At 38.1% G+C, this 18,843-nt stretch carries 17 protein-coding genes; 4 read left to right on the plus strand and 13 right to left on the minus strand.

Going from position 1 to position 18,843, the window contains the following annotated elements:
- Window positions 1-2: 2 nt before the first annotated feature.
- From lpxD to rimO, 10 genes are all read right to left on the minus strand, one after another.
- Entirely contained in the window at window positions 3-1,073 is a 1,071-nt protein-coding gene (lpxD, locus tag AC4CUY_RS11235; protein WP_419327327.1) for a UDP-3-O-(3-hydroxymyristoyl)glucosamine N-acyltransferase, read from the minus strand.
- A gap of 3 nt (window positions 1,074-1,076) precedes the next feature.
- A complete protein-coding gene (locus AC4CUY_RS11240) occupies window positions 1,077-1,562 on the minus strand; it encodes an OmpH/Skp family outer membrane protein (RefSeq protein WP_336950804.1) in 486 nt (161 codons plus the stop codon).
- Between the two features lie 43 nt (window positions 1,563-1,605).
- Window positions 1,606-4,143, minus strand: a complete 2,538-nt coding sequence (gene bamA / locus AC4CUY_RS11245; RefSeq protein WP_336950803.1) for an outer membrane protein assembly factor BamA — start codon at window positions 4,141-4,143, stop codon at window positions 1,606-1,608.
- A gap of 36 nt (window positions 4,144-4,179) precedes the next feature.
- Window positions 4,180-5,535, minus strand: a complete 1,356-nt coding sequence (gene rseP / locus AC4CUY_RS11250) for an RIP metalloprotease RseP (protein WP_336950802.1) — start codon at window positions 5,533-5,535, stop codon at window positions 4,180-4,182.
- Window positions 5,536-5,537: 2 nt separating this feature from the next.
- Window positions 5,538-6,734 carry a 1-deoxy-D-xylulose-5-phosphate reductoisomerase gene (ispC, locus tag AC4CUY_RS11255; RefSeq protein WP_490774129.1) on the minus strand — a complete coding sequence of 399 codons (1,197 nt, stop codon included), beginning with the start codon at window positions 6,732-6,734 and terminating at the stop codon, window positions 5,538-5,540.
- Window positions 6,735-7,559, minus strand: a complete 825-nt coding sequence (locus AC4CUY_RS11260) for a phosphatidate cytidylyltransferase (RefSeq protein ID WP_490774130.1) — start codon at window positions 7,557-7,559, stop codon at window positions 6,735-6,737.
- Window positions 7,559-8,311, minus strand: coding sequence for a polyprenyl diphosphate synthase (uppS, locus tag AC4CUY_RS11265; RefSeq protein ID WP_336950799.1), 753 nt, complete (start codon window positions 8,309-8,311; stop codon window positions 7,559-7,561). Before uppS ends, AC4CUY_RS11260 begins: the two co-directional genes overlap by 1 nt.
- Before the next feature lie 7 nt (window positions 8,312-8,318).
- Window positions 8,319-8,873 (minus strand): ribosome recycling factor, encoded by a 555-nt coding sequence (frr, locus tag AC4CUY_RS11270; protein WP_004719727.1) that lies wholly within the window; start codon window positions 8,871-8,873, stop codon window positions 8,319-8,321.
- A gap of 125 nt (window positions 8,874-8,998) precedes the next feature.
- Complete coding sequence (gene pyrH, locus AC4CUY_RS11275; protein ID WP_004719725.1) at window positions 8,999-9,727, minus strand: UMP kinase; 729 nt, start codon at window positions 9,725-9,727, stop codon at window positions 8,999-9,001.
- A 65-nt stretch (window positions 9,728-9,792) separates the two neighbouring features.
- Entirely contained in the window at window positions 9,793-11,136 is a 1,344-nt protein-coding gene (rimO, locus tag AC4CUY_RS11280) for a 30S ribosomal protein S12 methylthiotransferase RimO (RefSeq protein WP_336950798.1), read from the minus strand.
- A 363-nt stretch (window positions 11,137-11,499) separates the two neighbouring features.
- Between rimO and glnL the strand changes: the two genes are divergently transcribed.
- The 3 genes from glnL to AC4CUY_RS11295 all read left to right on the plus strand — a co-directional run bounded on the left by glnL (window position 11,500) and on the right by AC4CUY_RS11295 (window position 14,917).
- Window positions 11,500-12,606 (plus strand): nitrogen regulation protein NR(II), encoded by a 1,107-nt coding sequence (gene glnL / locus AC4CUY_RS11285; protein ID WP_336951463.1) that lies wholly within the window; start codon window positions 11,500-11,502, stop codon window positions 12,604-12,606.
- Window positions 12,596-14,080, plus strand: a complete 1,485-nt coding sequence (glnG, locus tag AC4CUY_RS11290; protein WP_004822147.1) for a nitrogen regulation protein NR(I) — start codon at window positions 12,596-12,598, stop codon at window positions 14,078-14,080. The genes glnL and glnG overlap by 11 nt, the downstream gene beginning before the upstream one ends.
- A gap of 120 nt (window positions 14,081-14,200) precedes the next feature.
- The gene (locus AC4CUY_RS11295; protein ID WP_336950797.1) at window positions 14,201-14,917 is read left to right on the plus strand and encodes a hypothetical protein; all 717 of its coding nucleotides are present in this window, start codon (window positions 14,201-14,203) and stop codon (window positions 14,915-14,917) included.
- Between the two features lie 56 nt (window positions 14,918-14,973).
- Here the strand turns inward: AC4CUY_RS11295 and AC4CUY_RS11300 are convergent, their stop codons facing one another.
- Complete coding sequence (locus AC4CUY_RS11300; RefSeq protein ID WP_096734314.1) at window positions 14,974-15,573, minus strand: YidB family protein; 600 nt, start codon at window positions 15,571-15,573, stop codon at window positions 14,974-14,976.
- A gap of 124 nt (window positions 15,574-15,697) precedes the next feature.
- Window positions 15,698-16,168, minus strand: a complete 471-nt coding sequence (locus AC4CUY_RS11305; RefSeq protein WP_336950796.1) for a DUF6231 family protein — start codon at window positions 16,166-16,168, stop codon at window positions 15,698-15,700.
- A 32-nt stretch (window positions 16,169-16,200) separates the two neighbouring features.
- On the opposite strand from AC4CUY_RS11305, the gene AC4CUY_RS11310 reads away from it, so the two are divergent.
- Window positions 16,201-17,073: a DUF2797 domain-containing protein gene (locus AC4CUY_RS11310; RefSeq protein ID WP_336950795.1), complete on the plus strand. Its 873-nt coding sequence runs from the start codon at window positions 16,201-16,203 to the stop codon at window positions 17,071-17,073.
- Between the two features lie 373 nt (window positions 17,074-17,446).
- Here AC4CUY_RS11310 and lpxB read toward each other — a convergent pair whose 3' ends face one another.
- Window positions 17,447-18,622 carry a lipid-A-disaccharide synthase gene (gene lpxB / locus AC4CUY_RS11315; RefSeq protein ID WP_336950794.1) on the minus strand — a complete coding sequence of 392 codons (1,176 nt, stop codon included), beginning with the start codon at window positions 18,620-18,622 and terminating at the stop codon, window positions 17,447-17,449.
- Window positions 18,623-18,843 lie beyond the last annotated feature (221 nt).

The raw sequence follows: 18,843 nt of genomic DNA on the forward strand, positions 1-18,843 counted from the left end.
AATTATTTACGCGACTTTAAAGTTGATTCAATGGACTCAATTTGAGCCTGCATATGATCTATTTGTTTCACCAGTTTGGTCAATGGCACATCTGCTAATTGTCTTAAGCGAACAACCGTTCTTTTCCAATGATTTGTTTCAAACTGTCCAGTACCTGAAGAATAAGAACCCGCTTCAGAAATACTTTTTGTGACTATTGACATTCCAGTAATCGTAACATTATCCGTGATTTTTATATGCCCTACGATACCAACAGCACCCGCAAGAACACAGTTTTTGCCAATAATGGTACTTCCCGCAATACCACACTTAGCTGCGATGGCAGTATTCTCGCCAATCTGCACGTTATGGGCGATTTGCACAAGGTTATCAATAATGACACCATCATGAATGATTGTATCGTCCAAAGCACCACGATCAATACTACAATTTGAACCTATACGGACATCATTTCCAATACGTACAGAACCCAATTGAGCAATACGATTCCACTTTCCTTGATAGGGAGCAAAACCGAAGCCCTCTCCACCAATAGCGGTATTAGAATGAATTCGAACACGATCTGCGATTTTTGTTTGACCTGTTATCAGCACATGAGAGTCAATGAAACTGTCTTTGCCAATTTCAACACCATCGTCAATTTTGCTTTGCGATTGGATAATTGTATTTGCACCCACCACACAATCATTACCAATCACAACATAATGACCAATATACGCATCATCTGCAATAATTGCTGAAGGAGAGATTTGTGCAGTACTTTCGATCCCCCGTTTACTTATTTTAACTTCAAATTGATGGGTTAAAATTGCAAAAGCGAGATAGGGATTGGCAACAACAATAAAATTCTGGCAATTTGTAAGCTGTTCTTTTAACTCGGCCGTGACAATCAAAGCACCGGCTTTAGAGTTTTGAGCTTCATTCAAATATTTGTCGTTATTTACAAAAGAAATATGATTGGATTGCGCATGTTCTAAACTTGCAAGCCCATCTAAAACAAAATTGGCTTGACCAATTAGCTCACCTTGTACAAGCTGAGCTAATTCATCGAGATGAAAACGATTTGATTTCATTGATTATTTAATTGCATTAACCTTTTGGATCATTTTAGCAGTTAAATCACTCTTTGCGTCATAAGCTAGTGCTGAATTTTTATTCAAAACAAAGTCTAATCCACCTTCTTGGCGCAATTGTTCAGCAACTTGCTTTACACGAGCCTCAAAAGTCGCATTAGTATTTTGAATTGTACTTTGTACTTTAGCCTGAACACCTTGCTGAATCGTTTGGAATTCATTCACTTTTGCTTGATACTGCGCATTAATTTGCTGAACATTTGCACCTTGAGCCTGTGCTTTTTGTTTCAATGCCTCAATATCTTTGGTGATTTGTTCAAGCTTCGTGGTTTGCGGTTTAACCGATTGTTCTAAACTTGCATTCTGTTGCTTTAAGTAGCTGCTACTTTCTACAACTTTTTCTAGATCAACTACACCAAAACCAGCTGCTTGAACCAATCCAGCAAAACCTAAACCCAAGCCCATAATGGCCATTTTCATTGTTTTCATCATTGTTCCTTATATTAAGTTAAATCTCGTAAAAAGATCACACTTAGAAAGTACGACCAATCTCGAATTGAATATTTTTAGTTTCATCGCCCGGTTTGTCATTCAGTGGGAATGCATAACTCAACGAAAGCGGGCCAATCATGGTAATCCAAGTAAAGCCTACACCCACGCTATAACGCATGTTACCAAAGTCAAAATCATAGTTATCTTTACAGTACTTTTTAGCATCAACACCTTGATCAGTGTCACCACCTTGCCAATATAATTTACCTGTAGCAGTACTACAATTTGTATCAAAAACTTGCGCACCTTCAGCAAAAATCACAGGGCGAATCTGACGTGCCCAATCACCTTTAAATGGCACTGGTAAAGCCAACTCTGTACCAAATTGTACTAAAGCATTACCACCGACTTCTTCAGGATCGTAATCTTTGGTTTTTCTTTCATTATACGTTACACCAGGATATTTGGGTCCCAATGTACTATTGTCATAACCACGAACCGAGCCAAAACCACCTGCATAGAAGTTTTTATAGAAGGGTAAATCATTACCATAACCTAACTTACCATAGCCACGTAATACAAAATCACGACCTAATGGGAAATAAGTTTGCGCATCATATGTGACTTTTTGATATTCAACATCACTACCTGGTAATGCAATTTCAGCATTGATACGATGTGCTGTACCATTGGTAGGGAAAATTGGACGATTCAATGTATTATATGACCAACCTAAATTTAAATTATAAGTTAGATATTTACCTTCAAATGCATCACCATATGGAGATAACTTATCAGCAGGACAGTCTTTATAACCCGTTATTTTACTAGGATCTTTTGGGTCCTCATAAAGTGGTTCTAAATCAACTGTACAATATGTTGAAGTATGCGTTTGCTTGCCACCATTTGCTAGCAAATAATCACGTACATAAGTTGAAACATAAGCACCGGTAGTTACTTTAGTTTGGTCAATGTTTAGACCCGCACTAATATTTTGGTTCTCGTCAATTGGATAACCAAAAGTAATACCACCACCAATACTATCCGTCACATAGTTGTTAACGTTATAGTCATCATTTAACTTGGTTTTACGATAGTACATATTATAACCACGACTAACACCATCTATGGTAAAGTATGGATCTGTCACACTTAAGTTATAATAATCTTGAGTTTCTGAACGAGATAAATCGATAGCAACACGATTACCTGTTCCCATAAAGTTAGTTTGGCTTAAACCTGCTTGGAATGTGATACCACCATTCTGAGAGTAACCCACTGCCAATGTACTGGTACCAGAATGCTGTTCTTCAACATCAATATTCAAGTCCATTTGATCTGGCAAGTTCGGTACGCGAACAGGCTTAACATCAACTTTACTAAAGAAACCAGTACGTTCTAAACGAACTTTAGACAAGTCAATTTTTTCATTACTCGCTAAAGCACCTTCCATTTGACGCATTTCTCGACGTAATACTTCATCCGCAGTTTTGGTATTACCAGTAAAGTTAATACGACGTACAGTTACTTGTTGACCAGGATTAATATAATAATTTAAATCAACTACATGCGTTTCATTATTAATTTCAGGAACTACATTTACTTCTGCATAATAGTAACCTGCATTACCATATTTACGTAAAAGTAACTGTTTTACAGCATTCACTTTTTCTTGAGAATAAGTTGTCCCATCTTTATAGATTTGCAACGCTTTCAAATCTTCAGTTTTATAAAGTGCATCACCTAAAAATTTAGATTCACCAAATTTAAACTGCTCGCCTTCATTCACTGAAACTTCAATAAAGATATGTTTTTTATCTTCACTAAGATTCAAATTTGAACTGTTAATATCAAAATTGATATAACCTTTATTGAGATATAACGCACGTAATGACTCTAGACTTGCTGACATTTTTTCGCGTGCATAACGATCATTTCGAGAAATTACCGATAACCAGCCACTTTCTTTTACCGCAAACGCTTGTTTAATTTCGTCTTCTTTAAATACGGTATTACCAATAATATTGATATCAAAAACTTTTGCAGGTTTCCCTTCATTAAAATTAATATTCAATTCGACGCGGTTATTTGGCTGAGCAACTTGTTCAACTTTAATATCTGCATCATAACGACCTTGTTGAGCATATTGTTGCTCTAACTCAGTTTCTAAGGTTTGTAATGCAGACTTTTTAAGCACTTCGCCTTCAGCCAAGCCCATCTTCTTTAAACCATCCGCCAAAGCTTCTTTGGGAATCAGTTTATTTCCTTTAAAATTAATTTTTGAAATTACTGGACGTTCAATCACTTTAAACACCAAGATACCGTCTTGGTTAGATGCTTGTATATCATCAAAAAGATTTGAAGCATACAAAGCACGAATTGAATCCGCAATTGCAGGATCATTGACACGGTCACCACTATTTATTGGTAAAAGTGCAAGAACATTTTGTTGCGTTAAACGAACCAAGCCATCCACACGGATATCACGTGCAATGAACTCATCTGCCGCTTGTACTTGCTGTACAGCTGCCATCGCACTAACGAGCGCTAATGGCATAAATAAATGTGAGTGCTGCATGCCTATTATTTTCCAGTAAGTTAATCCACAATTGCGTTATAAACGCATAAAATCATTAAATATTGCTAGAAGCATCATGCTACCTAGCAGTACCATACCAATTTTTAACCCAACCAATTGTATTTGTTCAGAAACAGGCTTACCACGAATTAATTCAATAATGTAATAAACCAAATGACCACCATCTAGCATTGGAATAGGTAGTAAATTCAAGATCCCCAAACTCACACTCATCAAAGCCATAAACGAAATAAATGTCTGCCATCCCATTTCAGCGCTTTGACCGGCGACTTTGGCAATTGTAATTGGACCTGATAAATTATCTAAGCCAATTAAACCACGAACCATCTTCACCATAGAATTCAAAATCATTGCAGAAAGTTGCCCGGTCTTTTCAACAGCAACAACAAATGCTTCAGCAGGATTATATTGAATTGTTTGTTTATATTCAGTAGGAATTGTCAGTTTATCAGTCTGCGCTTGTACACCCAACATACCTGTTACATTTCCCATATTGTCACGTTTACCTTGTGGCATTACTTGTAAATGTACAATCTGTCCTTGGCGCAACACATCAACTTTAAGTAACTTTTCAGGTGATTTTTGTACCACATCTACCACATCAAACCAATCTTTCATTTTCACTTGATTGATTGAAATGATTTGATCACCCTCTTTCATTCCTTGACGAAACGCAGCGCCATCGCTACTTAACTTATAAACAGTTGCAGGGATTTGCGGACGATATGGGGTAAAACCCAGTACATCAAAAGGTGACTGACTTTGATCTTTTAAGAAATTTTTGATGGGTAGAGCAAAACTTTGAGGCTGACCATTACGCTCAACTTGAACATCGATATGACCAGTTTCACCAACACGATCAACGATTGCATAATTAAGTTTTTCCCAAGTCGTGGTATCTGTTCCATCTACAGCAACAATTTTATCACCAATCTGCATTTGAGCTGTTGCAGCAGGGGTATTGGGCAAAATAGCACCAACACGAGTATTTAATTGCTCTTGCGCAGGAAGAAATAAAATCCAAAACAAGAAAATTGCAAAAATTAAATTGATCAATGGTCCTGCAGCAACAATCGCTATACGTTTCCATGGTGCTTGACGGTTAAATGCTAACGGTAAATCTTCCGCACTAACATTACCCTCACGCTCATCTAACATTTTGACATAGCCACCCAGTGGTAATGCCGAAAGTTGATATTGGATACCTGATTTTTTCGATGTCCATTTCAACAAAGTTGGACCAAAACCAATAGAATAGACCAGTACTTTTACACCAAGCTTACGCGCAACCCAATAATGCCCAAACTCATGAATCGCAATCAGTGGACCAAGTAAAAATATGGCAGCAACAATGATAAATAAAACATTCATGATCAGCTTCCCAATTGTGTAATGCGTTGTGAAGCAACTTGGCGTGCAAGTTGATCTGTCTGCAAAATCGTCTCAATCGAATCTGCTAACCCATTTTGAACTTGATTTAATGTATGTTCAACCACTTGTGAAATTTCTAAGAATGCAATTTTTTGCTGTAAAAAAGCACTAACAGCAATTTCATTTGCAGCATTGAGAATAGAGGGTGCTAATCCGCCCGCCTGCATCGCATGTCGAGCCAGCTTAAGCAATGGAAAACGAATAATATCTGGCGCTTGAAAGTCGAGTTGTGAATGGACGAATAAATCCAGAGGCGGGACATGAGTTTGAATCCGCTCAGGCCATGCAAGTGCATGCGCAATCGGCGTACACATATCAGGATTACCCATTTGTGCCAAAGTTGAACCATCCACATATTGAACCATTGAATGAATAATACTTTGTGGATGAACAACAACTGTAACAAATTGTTCTTTAATTGAAAATAAATGACATGCTTCGATCAATTCTAAACCTTTATTCATCAGGGTTGCAGAATCTACCGAAATTTTTTGCCCCATAGACCAATTTGGATGCTTACAGGCTTGTGCAGGTGTTACAGTTTTTAATTGTTCTAAACTAAAATTTAAAAATGGACCGCCTGAAGCAGTCAACAATACTTGCTTCACCCCTAATTGAGGCTCACCATTGGGTTGAATCTGTAAATAGTTTTGAGGAAGGCATTGAAAAATAGCATTATGTTCAGAGTCCACTGGTAGCAATAAAGCATGATGCTCTTTAGCCGCTTGAAGCATGATGTCACCAGACATCACCAAAGCCTCTTTGTTTGCAAGTAAAACGCGCTTACCTGCTTTCACTGCGGCTAAAGTAGGCAATAAACCTGCCGCACCAACAATTGCAGCCATCACTACATCCACATCAGGATGTTCCGATACGGTGATAAGCCCTGCCTCGTCTGTCAGTATTTCGATATCAAAAATATTATGTGTATTTAGTAGTTGTTGTAACTCATCTACTTTATCTGATGGTACAACAACACATTTCGGTCGATACTGTTTGCATATTTCACTAAGTTCTTTTATTCGACTAAATCCAGTTACCGCAAAAACAGAATACTGGTCCGAATGCTGTTGTAAAATTTTTAAAGTACTGCGCCCAATAGAACCTGTAACACCTAAAATACAAACAGATTGTGACATCTATAAATCTACACCAATAAGTTTTAAAACATACATACCAGCTGCAAAGAACGGAGCCGCAGCAAGCAATGAATCGATACGATCAAGCACCCCACCATGCCCTGGAAGGATACGGCCTGAGTCTTTAATTCCTGCACGACGTTTGATCATAGATTCAAACAAGTCACCTAACACAGAACTAAACACAGTCACAATAGACAAAACCAGGAAAAGAATATGTTGTGGAAGCGTTAAATGTAGGTAAATTGATTGAACAACAATGATCACAATCGCAACAGTGAAAATCCCACCAAACAAGCCTTCAATTGATTTGTTTGGACTCACATCGGGTGCAAGTTTACGTTTACCAAATTTTCGCCCAACAAAATATGCACCACTATCTGCGCCCCAAACCAACAAGAACAGATACATTAACCACCAAGGCGAGCTTTTCCAAACTTCAAAAATAGCAGTAACTGCTGCGCTGATTAAAACCAAGCCAACAATATTTAAAGTAATATTATACCAGCCATCGTATTCAGGATAATGTTTAACCCAATACAGACTACACAACCAAGTGAGAATAGAGGCACTCCAAAGAATAAGCGCCAAATCATTAAAATATAATGCTAACCCCGAAAAAAAAGCGGTCAATAAACCAAATCCGGCAGCTTTAATTTTCTTCACATGGTCAGACTCATGTGGCATGAGTTTAAACCACTCATAACCTGCTGCCCCAGCTGCGATAATCATTAACACTAACATTGGATATTGAGATTTAGTTGCAAACATACAACTCAGCACAACGGCAACCAAGACCAATGCGGTTATAATCCGCTCTAACATTATAAATTCTCTATATGTTCTTGTTGAATTTGTTCAGAGGTTTTTCCGAAACGTCTTTCACGCCCTGAAAAAATATTGAACGCATGATCCAACTCTTGTACTGTAAATTCTGGCCATAATGTCTCAGTAAAGTATAACTCAGCATATGCAGCCTGCCACAGCAAGAAATTAGACAATCGGTAATCACCGCCTGTACGAATCAATAAATCCACGGGTGGCAAATCCCCCAAACTTATTTGTTGTGCAAATAACTCAGTATTGATTTGATTCACATCAATTTGTTGATCTTTAACCTGTTGTGCAAGTTGTCGAGCAGTATCTGCGATATCCCACATACCACCATAACTAATTGCAATCGTTAAAGTCATGTTACTGAACTTAGCAGTCCTTTGTTCAGCATGCAACATTAATTCACGTAGCTGTGGAGAAAGCCGACTACGATCACCAATAAATCTCAACGAAATTTCAAATTTTTCCATTCGTGGAATTTGTTCATTAATTGTGTCTTCTAACAACTTCATCAACAAATCAACTTCATACTGTGGTCGATTCCAGTTTTCACTTGAAAAAGCAAATACAGTAAGCGCCTGAACACCCACTTTACGGCAATGCTCTACAATCGGATCAAGGACATTTTTACCTTCACGATGTCCGTCACCTTTTTGCAGTTGTTTCTTTTTTGCAAAACGATTGTTGCCATCCATGATGATGGCAACATGTTTTGGAAGATGATTGTCTTCAGATGTGGTCATTTAAATCTTAGACCTTCATCAATTCAGCTTCTTTCGCAGCAAGACGTTTGTCTACTTCAGCAACAAATTTATCCGTAATTTTTTGAATATCATCACCTGCACGACGCTCATCATCTTCAGAAATTTCTTTATCTTTTAACAATGATTTGATATCGCCTAAAACATCACGACGAATATTACGAATCGCAACTTTGGCATTTTCTGCTTCATTACGTGCAACTTTCTGCATATCTTTACGTGTTTCTTCTGTTAAAGCCGCCATTGGCACGCGAATCGCGTCAGCCGTTACTGGATTTAAACCCAAATCCGATTCACGGATAGCTTTATCAATTGCAGACACCATTGAACGTTCAAATGGTTGTACCAATAAGGTACGCGAATCTTCAACACCCACGTTAGCTACTTGATTTAACGGCACGTCAGACCCATAGTAAGGAACCATAACCCCATTCAAAATAGATGGATGCGCACGACCTGTACGAACCTTTGCAAAACCATGTTCCAAAGACTCCAATGACTTGTTCATACGGTCTTCTGCGTCTTTTTTAAGATCGTTAATCATATGATCTTCCTTACTTATTTATCTAAATGTGTATGAGGTCTAGTGACATTTCATAAACAGACGAAGTGTCAATACACCCTAATCTAAAATTGCAGTAGTATAAAGAGCTTTACTACTCACGTACATTAGTTTGTAACGTGAGTGCCCTCTTTTTCGCCCATTACTACAGAAAGCAAAGCACCAGACTTGTTCATATCAAATACTTGAAGTGGCACATTGTGATCACGGCATAAGCAAATTGCAGTTAAATCCATTACACCAAGTTTCTCATCTAAAACTTCATCGAAACTTAAATGATCATATTTAACAGCGTCATCATATTTACTTGGGTCTTTATTATAGACACCATCAACTTTAGTGGCTTTTAAAATAAGGTTTGCTTCAATTTCAATGCCACGTAAACAAGCCGCTGTATCCGTTGTAAAGAATGGATTTCCTGTTCCAGCAACAAATACGCACACCTCACCTTGGGTTAAATGACGAATTGCATCACGACTTGAATATGCTTCAACTACTGCACCAATTGGAAGTGCTGACATTAAACGGGTTTTAATGTTACGGCGAACCAAAGCATCACGTAATGCCAAACCATTCATTACTGTAGCAAGCATACCCATTTGATCACCCGTTACACGGCCAACCAAACCATCTTTTTGTAATTGACTACCACGGTATAAGTTACCACCACCCACCACGATACCCACTTGCACACCCAAACCAACCAAGTGAGCAATAGATAAAGACATCTGATCTAAGACTTGAGCATCAATCCCCATGTCTTTATTACCCGCAAGCGCTTCACCCGAAAGTTTCAGCAAAATTCGCTCATAGCGTGGCTTTTTAGAATCTAACATCACGAAACTCCAATACTTATATCTACAATTTTATTCGCATTTAATCAAATCGAAATCGGCAACTTTTAAGCTGATTTAACGCTAATCAACTTGGCAAACAAATCGTATTCATCTGCATCTGTAATTTCGACTTCAAGTAAATCACCAGCTTTAATCACTGACTTATCAATATCTTCAACAAAAACATTACCATCAATCTCAGGTGCATCTGCATAAGAGCGTGCAACTGCGACTGGGAATTCTTCTTCAAGATCATCGACTAAAACCGTCATGGTTTGACCAATACGACTTTGCAATTTTTCAGCAGAAATCGCTTGTTGAACTTCCATAAAACGTTCATAGCGTTGTTGCTTAATTTCTTCAGGAACATGATCAGGCAAATCGTTGGCTGTTGCACCTTCTACAGGTGAGTAGGTAAAACAACCCACACGATCAAGTTTTGCCTCTTGCAACCAATCCAATAACATTTGAAAATCTTCTTCAGTTTCACCAGGGAAACCAACGACAAATGTCGAACGAATAACCAATTCAGGACATTTTTCACGCCATAATTTTAGACGTTCCAAGGTATTTTCACTATGAGCTGGTCGCTTCATCAATTTCAAGATGCGCGGACTGGCGTGTTGAAAAGGAATGTCTAAATACGGAAGAATTTTACCTTGTGCCATCAAATCGATAACTGCATCCACATGCGGATAGGGATAAACATAATGTAATCGCACCCAAATTCCTAACTGACCGAGCGCTTCGCACATGTCATAGAATTTGGTTTTAACAGGCTGACCATTCCAAAAATCAAGCTTATATTTGGTATCTACACCATAAGCAGAAGTGTCTTGAGAAATCACCAAGACCTCTTTTACACCCGCTTTCTTTAACGCCTGTGCTTCATTTAATACAGAGCCAACAGGACGTGACACAAGATCACCACGCATGCTTGGAATAATGCAGAATGTGCAACGATGGTTACAGCCTTCTGATATTTTTAAATAAGCATAATGCTTAGGTGTTAAACGAATACCTTGTTCAGGCACAAGATCTACAAAAGGATTGTGTTTAGGTGGTTCTGGAACATATTGATGGACAGCTTCCATCACATCTTGATACGCCGCCGCACCTGTCACTTTTAAGACATTTGGATGCATCTGGCGAATTTTATCTTCATCTTTACCCAAACAGCCTGTGACAATCACACGGCCATTGGCGCTCATGGCTTCACCAATTGCGTCTAAAGACTCTTGTACTGCAGATTCAATAAAACCACAGGTGTTCACAACAACTAAATCAGCACCTTCATAATCTGATGCAACATCATAACCTTCAGTCTTTAACTGCGTTAAAATACGTTCAGAATCTACCAATGCCTTAGGACAACCTAAAGATACAAAACCGACTTTGGGGGACTTCATGAATCTGCGCTCCACTATAATCCGCGTATTGTATGACTTTTCAAGAGATAAAAACAGGTGGAAACTGCACTCTTTGTATAATGCACCAAAATACATCCAATCAAATAATTAAATTACTACAATGCACTATTTTGGAACAATATGATGATAGCGTAATATGAATGCTAGTTTTTACACTTGAATAAAGCGCAGTAAATGCGCAATTTTTATCATTCATGTAAGAAAACTGCGCAACATATAAAAGTTGGCGTACATCTTGCTTTATATCAGCACGATTTATACCGATTCAATCCCCTTGTTCGGGAAAATAGAAAACGAGGTGCAGATGCCATTGCGCTATTTAAAGACAGGAAAGCTCTGCTAATGGATCAATACCCAACAATTGATTATAGATTGCTTGTGGATAATTTAACCACTGCAATTCTTTTGGTCGATTGTAATTTAAATATTTTTTATCTTAATTCATCATGCGAAGCATTGTTTGATATTAGCTTGCTTCGTGCGGCAGGTCAGCCAGTGATTAATATTTTACACGCACCAAATGACAGCTTTAATACATTGGAAGCATTAAACAACTCAATAAAAACAGGTCAAGCCTATACACGCCGTGAAGCAATTATCAATGTTAACTTTAAAGACATGCATGTTGATTATTCAGTGTCGCAGTTAAATACAGGAAGACCTTATCACCCATTACTATTAATTGAGTTAAATCCAATTGATCGGATGCTTAAAATCTCTAAAGAAGAAAACTTAATTCAACAACATCAAGTTGCACGTCAACTTATTCGAGGTGTTGCACATGAGATCAAAAATCCTTTGGGCGGAATTCGTGGTGCGACTCAACTGCTTGCTCGTAGTTTAAATGATCCACAATACGCAGAATTCACCGATATTATTATCAGTGAAGTCGATCGTTTAAGAAACCTTGCTGATACTATGCTGGGTTCGCGTCAACTTCCCAGCTACGAGCTGGTCAACGTACATGAACCGCTTGAACGTGTTCGCTCTTTAATTGTAAATCAGACCAAGAAAAAAATTAAAATCACACGAGACTATGACCTTTCATTGCCTGATGTCAAAGCAGATCGCGATCAACTAATTCAAGTGATGCTTAATATTAGTGTCAATGCGGTACAGGCGATGACTGAGAATCGTGAGTTTTTTATTGATCATCAACCTGAACTGATGTTGCGTACACGCATTCAACGTTTGGTTACGATTAATGGTGTACTAAATAAATCAGCCATTCGTATTGATATTGAAGACAATGGTCCTGGTGTCCCTGAAGAAATTTTAGAATCCGTGTTTTATCCGCTTGTGACTGGCCGTGCCAAAGGAACAGGTCTTGGCTTAAGCATCGCTCAAAATATCATGCATCAACACAATGGAATGATTGAATGCCAATCCATTCCTGGAAAAACAGTATTTAGCTTATATCTACCTTGGGAGTCTAACAATGTCGCATAATAAAATTTGGGTGATCGATGACGACCGTGCTATGCGTTGGGTCTTAGAAAAAACCTTTAAAGAGGAAGGCTTCGATGTTACCAGTTTTGAAGAGGCACAATCGGCTTTGGATCAACTTCCAAGCAATGCCCCAGACGTCATTCTCACTGATATTCGTATGCCCGGCATTGATGGTTTAACCTTCCTAGGAAAAGTCAAAGGAAGTTATCCTGATCTGCCTGTGATCATTATGACAGCACACTCAGATTTAGAATCTGCGGTATCGAGCTATCAAACGGGTGCTTTTGAATATCTTCCAAAACCATTTGATATTGACGAAGCACTTGCACTGGTGAATCGTGCCATTTTGCACATCAACAAACTGCAACAACAAGAATCGGCCAAAGTCACCCCCATTCAATCTACGGAAATTATTGGTGAATCCCCTGCAATGCAGGAAGTTTTTCGTGCCATTGGACGTTTATCTCAATCGCACATTACCGTATTGATCAACGGTGAATCTGGAACAGGTAAAGAGTTAGTTGCACATGCTTTACATCGACACTCACCAAGAAGCAGCAAACCATTTATTGCTTTAAACATGGCTGCTATTCCAAAAGATTTAATTGAAACTGAATTATTTGGCCATGAAAAAGGTGCATTTACCGGTGCCAATACTCAACGCCAAGGTCGTTTTGAACAAGCCAATGGCGGTACCTTATTCTTAGATGAAATCGGTGATATGCCTTTTGAAACCCAAACACGTCTACTCCGTGTTTTGGCTGATGGTGAGTTCTACCGTGTGGGTGGGCATATTCCAGTTCGTGTTGATGTTCGTATCGTGGCAGCAACACATCAAGATTTAGAAAAATTAGTCAATGATGGGCGTTTCCGTGAAGACTTATATCATCGACTAAATGTCATTCGTATTCATATTCCTAAACTTGCTCATCGTTCTGAAGACATTCCGATGTTGGCGCAACACTTCTTGGCACGTGCGGGTAAAGAACTCGGGGTTAGTCCGAAAATTTTACGCCCAGAAACGCAAGAATATATTCAAAAACTGCCTTGGCCCGGCAATGTACGTCAGCTAGAGAATACCTGCCGCTGGTTAACTGTAATGATCACAGGCCGTGAAGTTTATCCTGAAGACTTGCCGTCTGAATTAAAACAAATTCCAATCAATAAATCTGATGATCAGGGACAAGCGCAAGCTGGTATTGACCGCATTGCGTTACATCATTGGGATGAGTTACTGGCACAATGGGCAATTCAAAAGCTTAAAAATGGTGAAATGAAAATTTTAGACATTGCCACACCAATGTTTGAACGCACTTTGATCATAGCAGCGCTTCAACAAACCCGTGGCCGTAAACGTCATGCTGCTGAACTTTTAGGCTGGGGGCGTAATACTTTAACCCGCAAACTCAAAGAATTAGGTATGGATTCTGCTGAAGATGATGAAGAGGAAGATAAAACCGTCTTAGCAGAATAATAAGCGACTCATAAATATAAAGTTTACTCCAACCATATTTCGTAAGAATATGGTTGTTTTTTATTGGCTCATAGTGAAAAATAGCCTCGTGAAATTTAAACTTTATCGTCTAGGGTAAAAATGAAGAAAACTGTTGTTGCAATTGGCTTACTTTCTATTTTTAGTGTTGCTTGCTCTAAAAATAAACCGCATGACAGTTCTGAACATCAAGCAGAAGCACCAGCGATTAAAAAAGCACATAAAGTAGCTAATTCAGATGATTGTTTTAAATTAGAACCCAACAAACAGTTTACCCTGAACAACAATGAAGAAACAGAAATACAAATTGTTCCCACAACCTTCAACAATCAAAATGTGATAGCAATCGTTAGACAAGGTGCAGGTGTGCGTACAGATTATATCTACGATTTAACTGGGCGTACCATGCTTGCAAACTTGGATTATGGTATTGCCGCACTCGGATCAAATCCAAATGATGTGCTGGTAAAAACCACTTACCAAGCCCCGCTCCCAACATTCCCATCTAATCTTAAACCACAGCAAAAATTCCAGATGACTTATAACGCGGTTATTGAATCGCAAATGGATAACAATGATAAGTCTGTAAACAATAAGACGATTGACTTAGTATTTGTAGGATTTGAAGATCTGACTTTAATTGACAATGATAACAATACATTAAAGTTTGATAATGCCTGTCATTTCATTTCTCAAATTGGAGATGAAACATTGGATGAATGGTATGCTGAAGGGTATGGACAAATTAAATACGTTAAAAAGAAACAGAATGGTGACGTAAAAAGTAGCGAAGCAATTGGTGATGACCCACAACCTTAATTTAAATCAGCCAGTCAACATTTATTGACTGGCTTTGAACATTTTTATGTTCGATTTTACTTTAAAAAACCTGATACCAAATTCATAACATTTTGAATATCACCATTGGCTTCAGTGTGATCTGTTGCATCACCTTGTGGTGTCAGTGAATCAATAATTTGCGGTAATACAGTAGATATTGCGCCATACACTTCATTGGTCGGAACATTGGCTTGTTGGGCAACTTGTTCAACTTGCTGACCACCAAATAAACTCTGGATTTGCTCTACATTTACCGCTCCATTACCTTGTGACGGATCGACCCAGCTTTGAACCTGCCCACCTAAACCTGCGCCTTGCAATTTAGCTAAAGCACCTTGTAGGCCACCATTTTGTTGAATCCAACCTAAGACCAATGGCACAACTGCAATCAATAAAGAAGAGGCATTAAAGCCACCCGCTTGTGGTGCTTGTTGTTGTCCACCTGTCAAACCACCTAAAACTGAACCAAGTACGCCACCCAATCCACCTTGTGATTGTTGTTGCTGTCCCCCCAAGCCACCGAGTACTGAACCAAGTACCCCGCCCAATCCACCACCTAGCCCGCCTTGTGATTGTTGTTGTCCGCCAAGTGCTTGCTTTGCCAGAATTTCCACAATATTGGTTAAATCTGTCATGAGTTTTCCTTTTTTAAGTTTTATGAGACAAGTACAGCATACTTGGCTTTATCAGATTCACCAAAATTGGAATTGTTAAATTTTGCAATAGCTTAAGGCTAGTTTTATAGGCAAAATAAACCCACTACCAACGAAATTTATTCCAGTTTTCTGGATTGGCCCAAAACTTAGCGTTAAACCAATCTGGTACATGTTTATAGGTCAAAATATTAAATTGCCAAAGTGCAAAATCATTTTGATGTAATGTTTTATCAATCAGTTGGGTAAAACCAAGCGATCTGAGCAACCGTTCATCTTTTAGCTGACATGCGACAACAATTCGTTTTGCCAGTAAATCACGTAACTTGACCAATAACTGGGATTTCTGTAAATCGGTGATCCCAGACATTTCATCTGTATCTAAAAGTACAAATCCTAAATCATATCGTTGCGTAAAAGGCAGACTTAAAAACTCAGATACGTTAAAATAGGACCATTGAATCGAATAATTTGTTGGGTATTGCGCCAAATTTTGCCCAATACATAATGCAGTTTGAATTGGCTGTTCTTGCGATAAATCGTCTAGCATTGAAGTGATGACATTTTGCTCAGCCATAACTGCACCTTTTTTGAAGCGAGTAATTAAACATGGAACTACAAGGCATTTGTCATAAAATGCATGCAGGTCTTAAAGACCTTAGTGTAACTGATCAACAAACACATAAGGCAAATGTTGAATATAAATTTATATTAGATCGCTCAGAAACCGAGCTACCATTTAGTTTAGGCCAGGAAATCGAGATTGAAGCGACAGGAAATATTTATTGCGTTTCTTGTGGAGCTAAAACACCAAAGTCTTACTCTCAAGGCCACTGCTTTAAATGCATGAAAACCAAGGCATCTTGCGACATGTGTATCATGAAGCCTGAAACTTGTCATTATCATTTAGGTACTTGCCGTGAAGATGATTTTGCTCATGAAGTTTGCTTTCAACCGCATATTGTATATCTAGCAAATTCAAGCGCTTTAAAAGTCGGAATAACTCGTTTAGGTCAAATGCCAACACGCTGGTTAGATCAAGGTGCGACCCAAGCATTACCTATTTTAAAAGTCGGTTCGCGGCGTCTTTCTGGTCAGCTTGAAGTCATGTTTGGAACGCAGGTTGCGGACAAAACAGATTGGCGTAAACTGCTTAAAGGTGAAGCTGAACCGATTGATCTAATTGAAATTCGTAATGAATTGATTCAAGAGTTTTCCCCAAAGATTCAAAGTATTCGCAATGAGTTTGCGCAAAATCTTGAGTTTAATGAAACGGTCGAATTGTTAGAAAATGAATTACCCCGTGAATTCATCTACCCTGTCGACATTTATCCTGAAAAAGTTAAATCACACAATTTAGATAAAACCCCAATCATTCGGGGCAAGCTACAAGGAATTAAAGGCCAATACTTGATTATGGATACCGGTGTCATCAATATTCGTAAATATACAGGTTATGAACTTAAAGTTCGGGCGGAATAATTTTTCACACCCAAACCCAGAAATTGATTTATACATACTCCTCTTTATCCTAGATTTAGAGGAGTTTTTATTGGTTAAAGGTTTTCTATATCCAATCTGTCAAAAAACTTAGACAAAAGAATATAATTTCTCCTAATTAATATTTTTAATTAAATCAATTAGATGAAATAAAAAAATTGTTTGATTAAAAAAACTGCAATGCCACACCTTTCATTCAAAGTTTAAATACCTTTGCGTAGGCGATCCCCCACTAACTTGATGAAAATCACTGGCTTGAATAATTAGATGCTTTGACAATAGGGCGATTAATAAAAATTTTCAGCAGCTCGATAAGCAAACGGATATTTGCTTAATCAGTTGTTAGCATTAAAAATCAAGCTGTTAAAATTGCTAAAATCGCCTGAGCCGGATCTTCACTATTTCCAGCCAAAAGTTGTTTGTGCATGGTGATTAATTGCATTACCTGAATTTGTGCAGTTTCAATATTCATTAATTTTTCAATTTGATTGGCCAAATTTTCTGATGTGGCATCTTGTTGAATAAGCTCTTGAATCACTTTTTTGCCCGCAATAATATTCGGCAATGAATAATACGGAATTTTCACTAAAAATTTAGCAATTACATAGGTTAACCAATTCAACTTATAAAAAGTCACCATTGGACGATGTAACAATAATGCTTCAAGTGTCGCTGTCCCCGATGCCAAAGCCACAATATTGGCAGCATTCATGACCTGACGACCAATTTTTGATTCTTTATCGGTATTTTCCAGTAAATGAATTTTTGCGACTAAGTCACTTGGATAATGCTTTAATAATTCCTGAATTTGCTGTTTGCGTAACTCATTAATTGCAGGAATTAAAAACTGATAATCTGGATATTTTTGATAAAGAATTTTTGCTGCATCCAAAACCAACGGCCCAAGTCGTTCAATCTCACCACGCCGACTTCCTGGTAACAAGGCAATATGCTTTTGACTGATATCTAAACCAAGCTCTTGCTTTGCATCCAAAATTGGATTTTGTAATGGCAATTGACCTGCCAATGGATGTCCAACAAAGGCTGCGGGTACGTCATATCGTTGATAAAAGCCTTTTTCAAAAGGAAATAGACAAAGCACCAAATCTATACTGGCCTTGATGCCATGTACCCGTCCTTGTCGCCAAGCCCATACAGATGGACTGACATATTGCACCGTTTTAATCGGCAAATTTTTCTGTTTTATGCTTTTTGAAAGGCGTAAGTTAAAGTCTGGTGCATCAATACCGACAAAAACATCTACGGGATTGGCAGACCATTTCTCGACCAGACCATCACGTACAGCAAATAATTTTTTTAAATCCTTAAGTACTTCAACAATCCCCATCACAGATAAAATATCCATTGAATAAAAACTGTTAAATCCTTCTGCAATCATTTGAGGACCACCAATCCCTTCAAATTCAGCATCAATACCCTGTTCACGAAAACTACGAATAAGTTTTGCGCCTAAAGTATCCCCTGATACCTCACCTACGACAATTCCAATTTTAAGCTTTCGATTTTGCAAGATATTCTTCCTGATCAGCACTATAAGCGCATCATAGCATATTCATAGGATTTAATCGTGAATACTCAAACTGGATGCTGGCTTGGAAAATGGGGAAATTTATATAACAATTCATCTAATTTTCTATCGTTATTTTATTTTCTATTTATATTTTCAATTGCACGACTATTGTAAGCCCACCTCACTAACAATAAACTAAGCAATAATTATTATCATTTAAG

This window comes from Acinetobacter sp. 778_lipA, assembly GCF_058242985.1.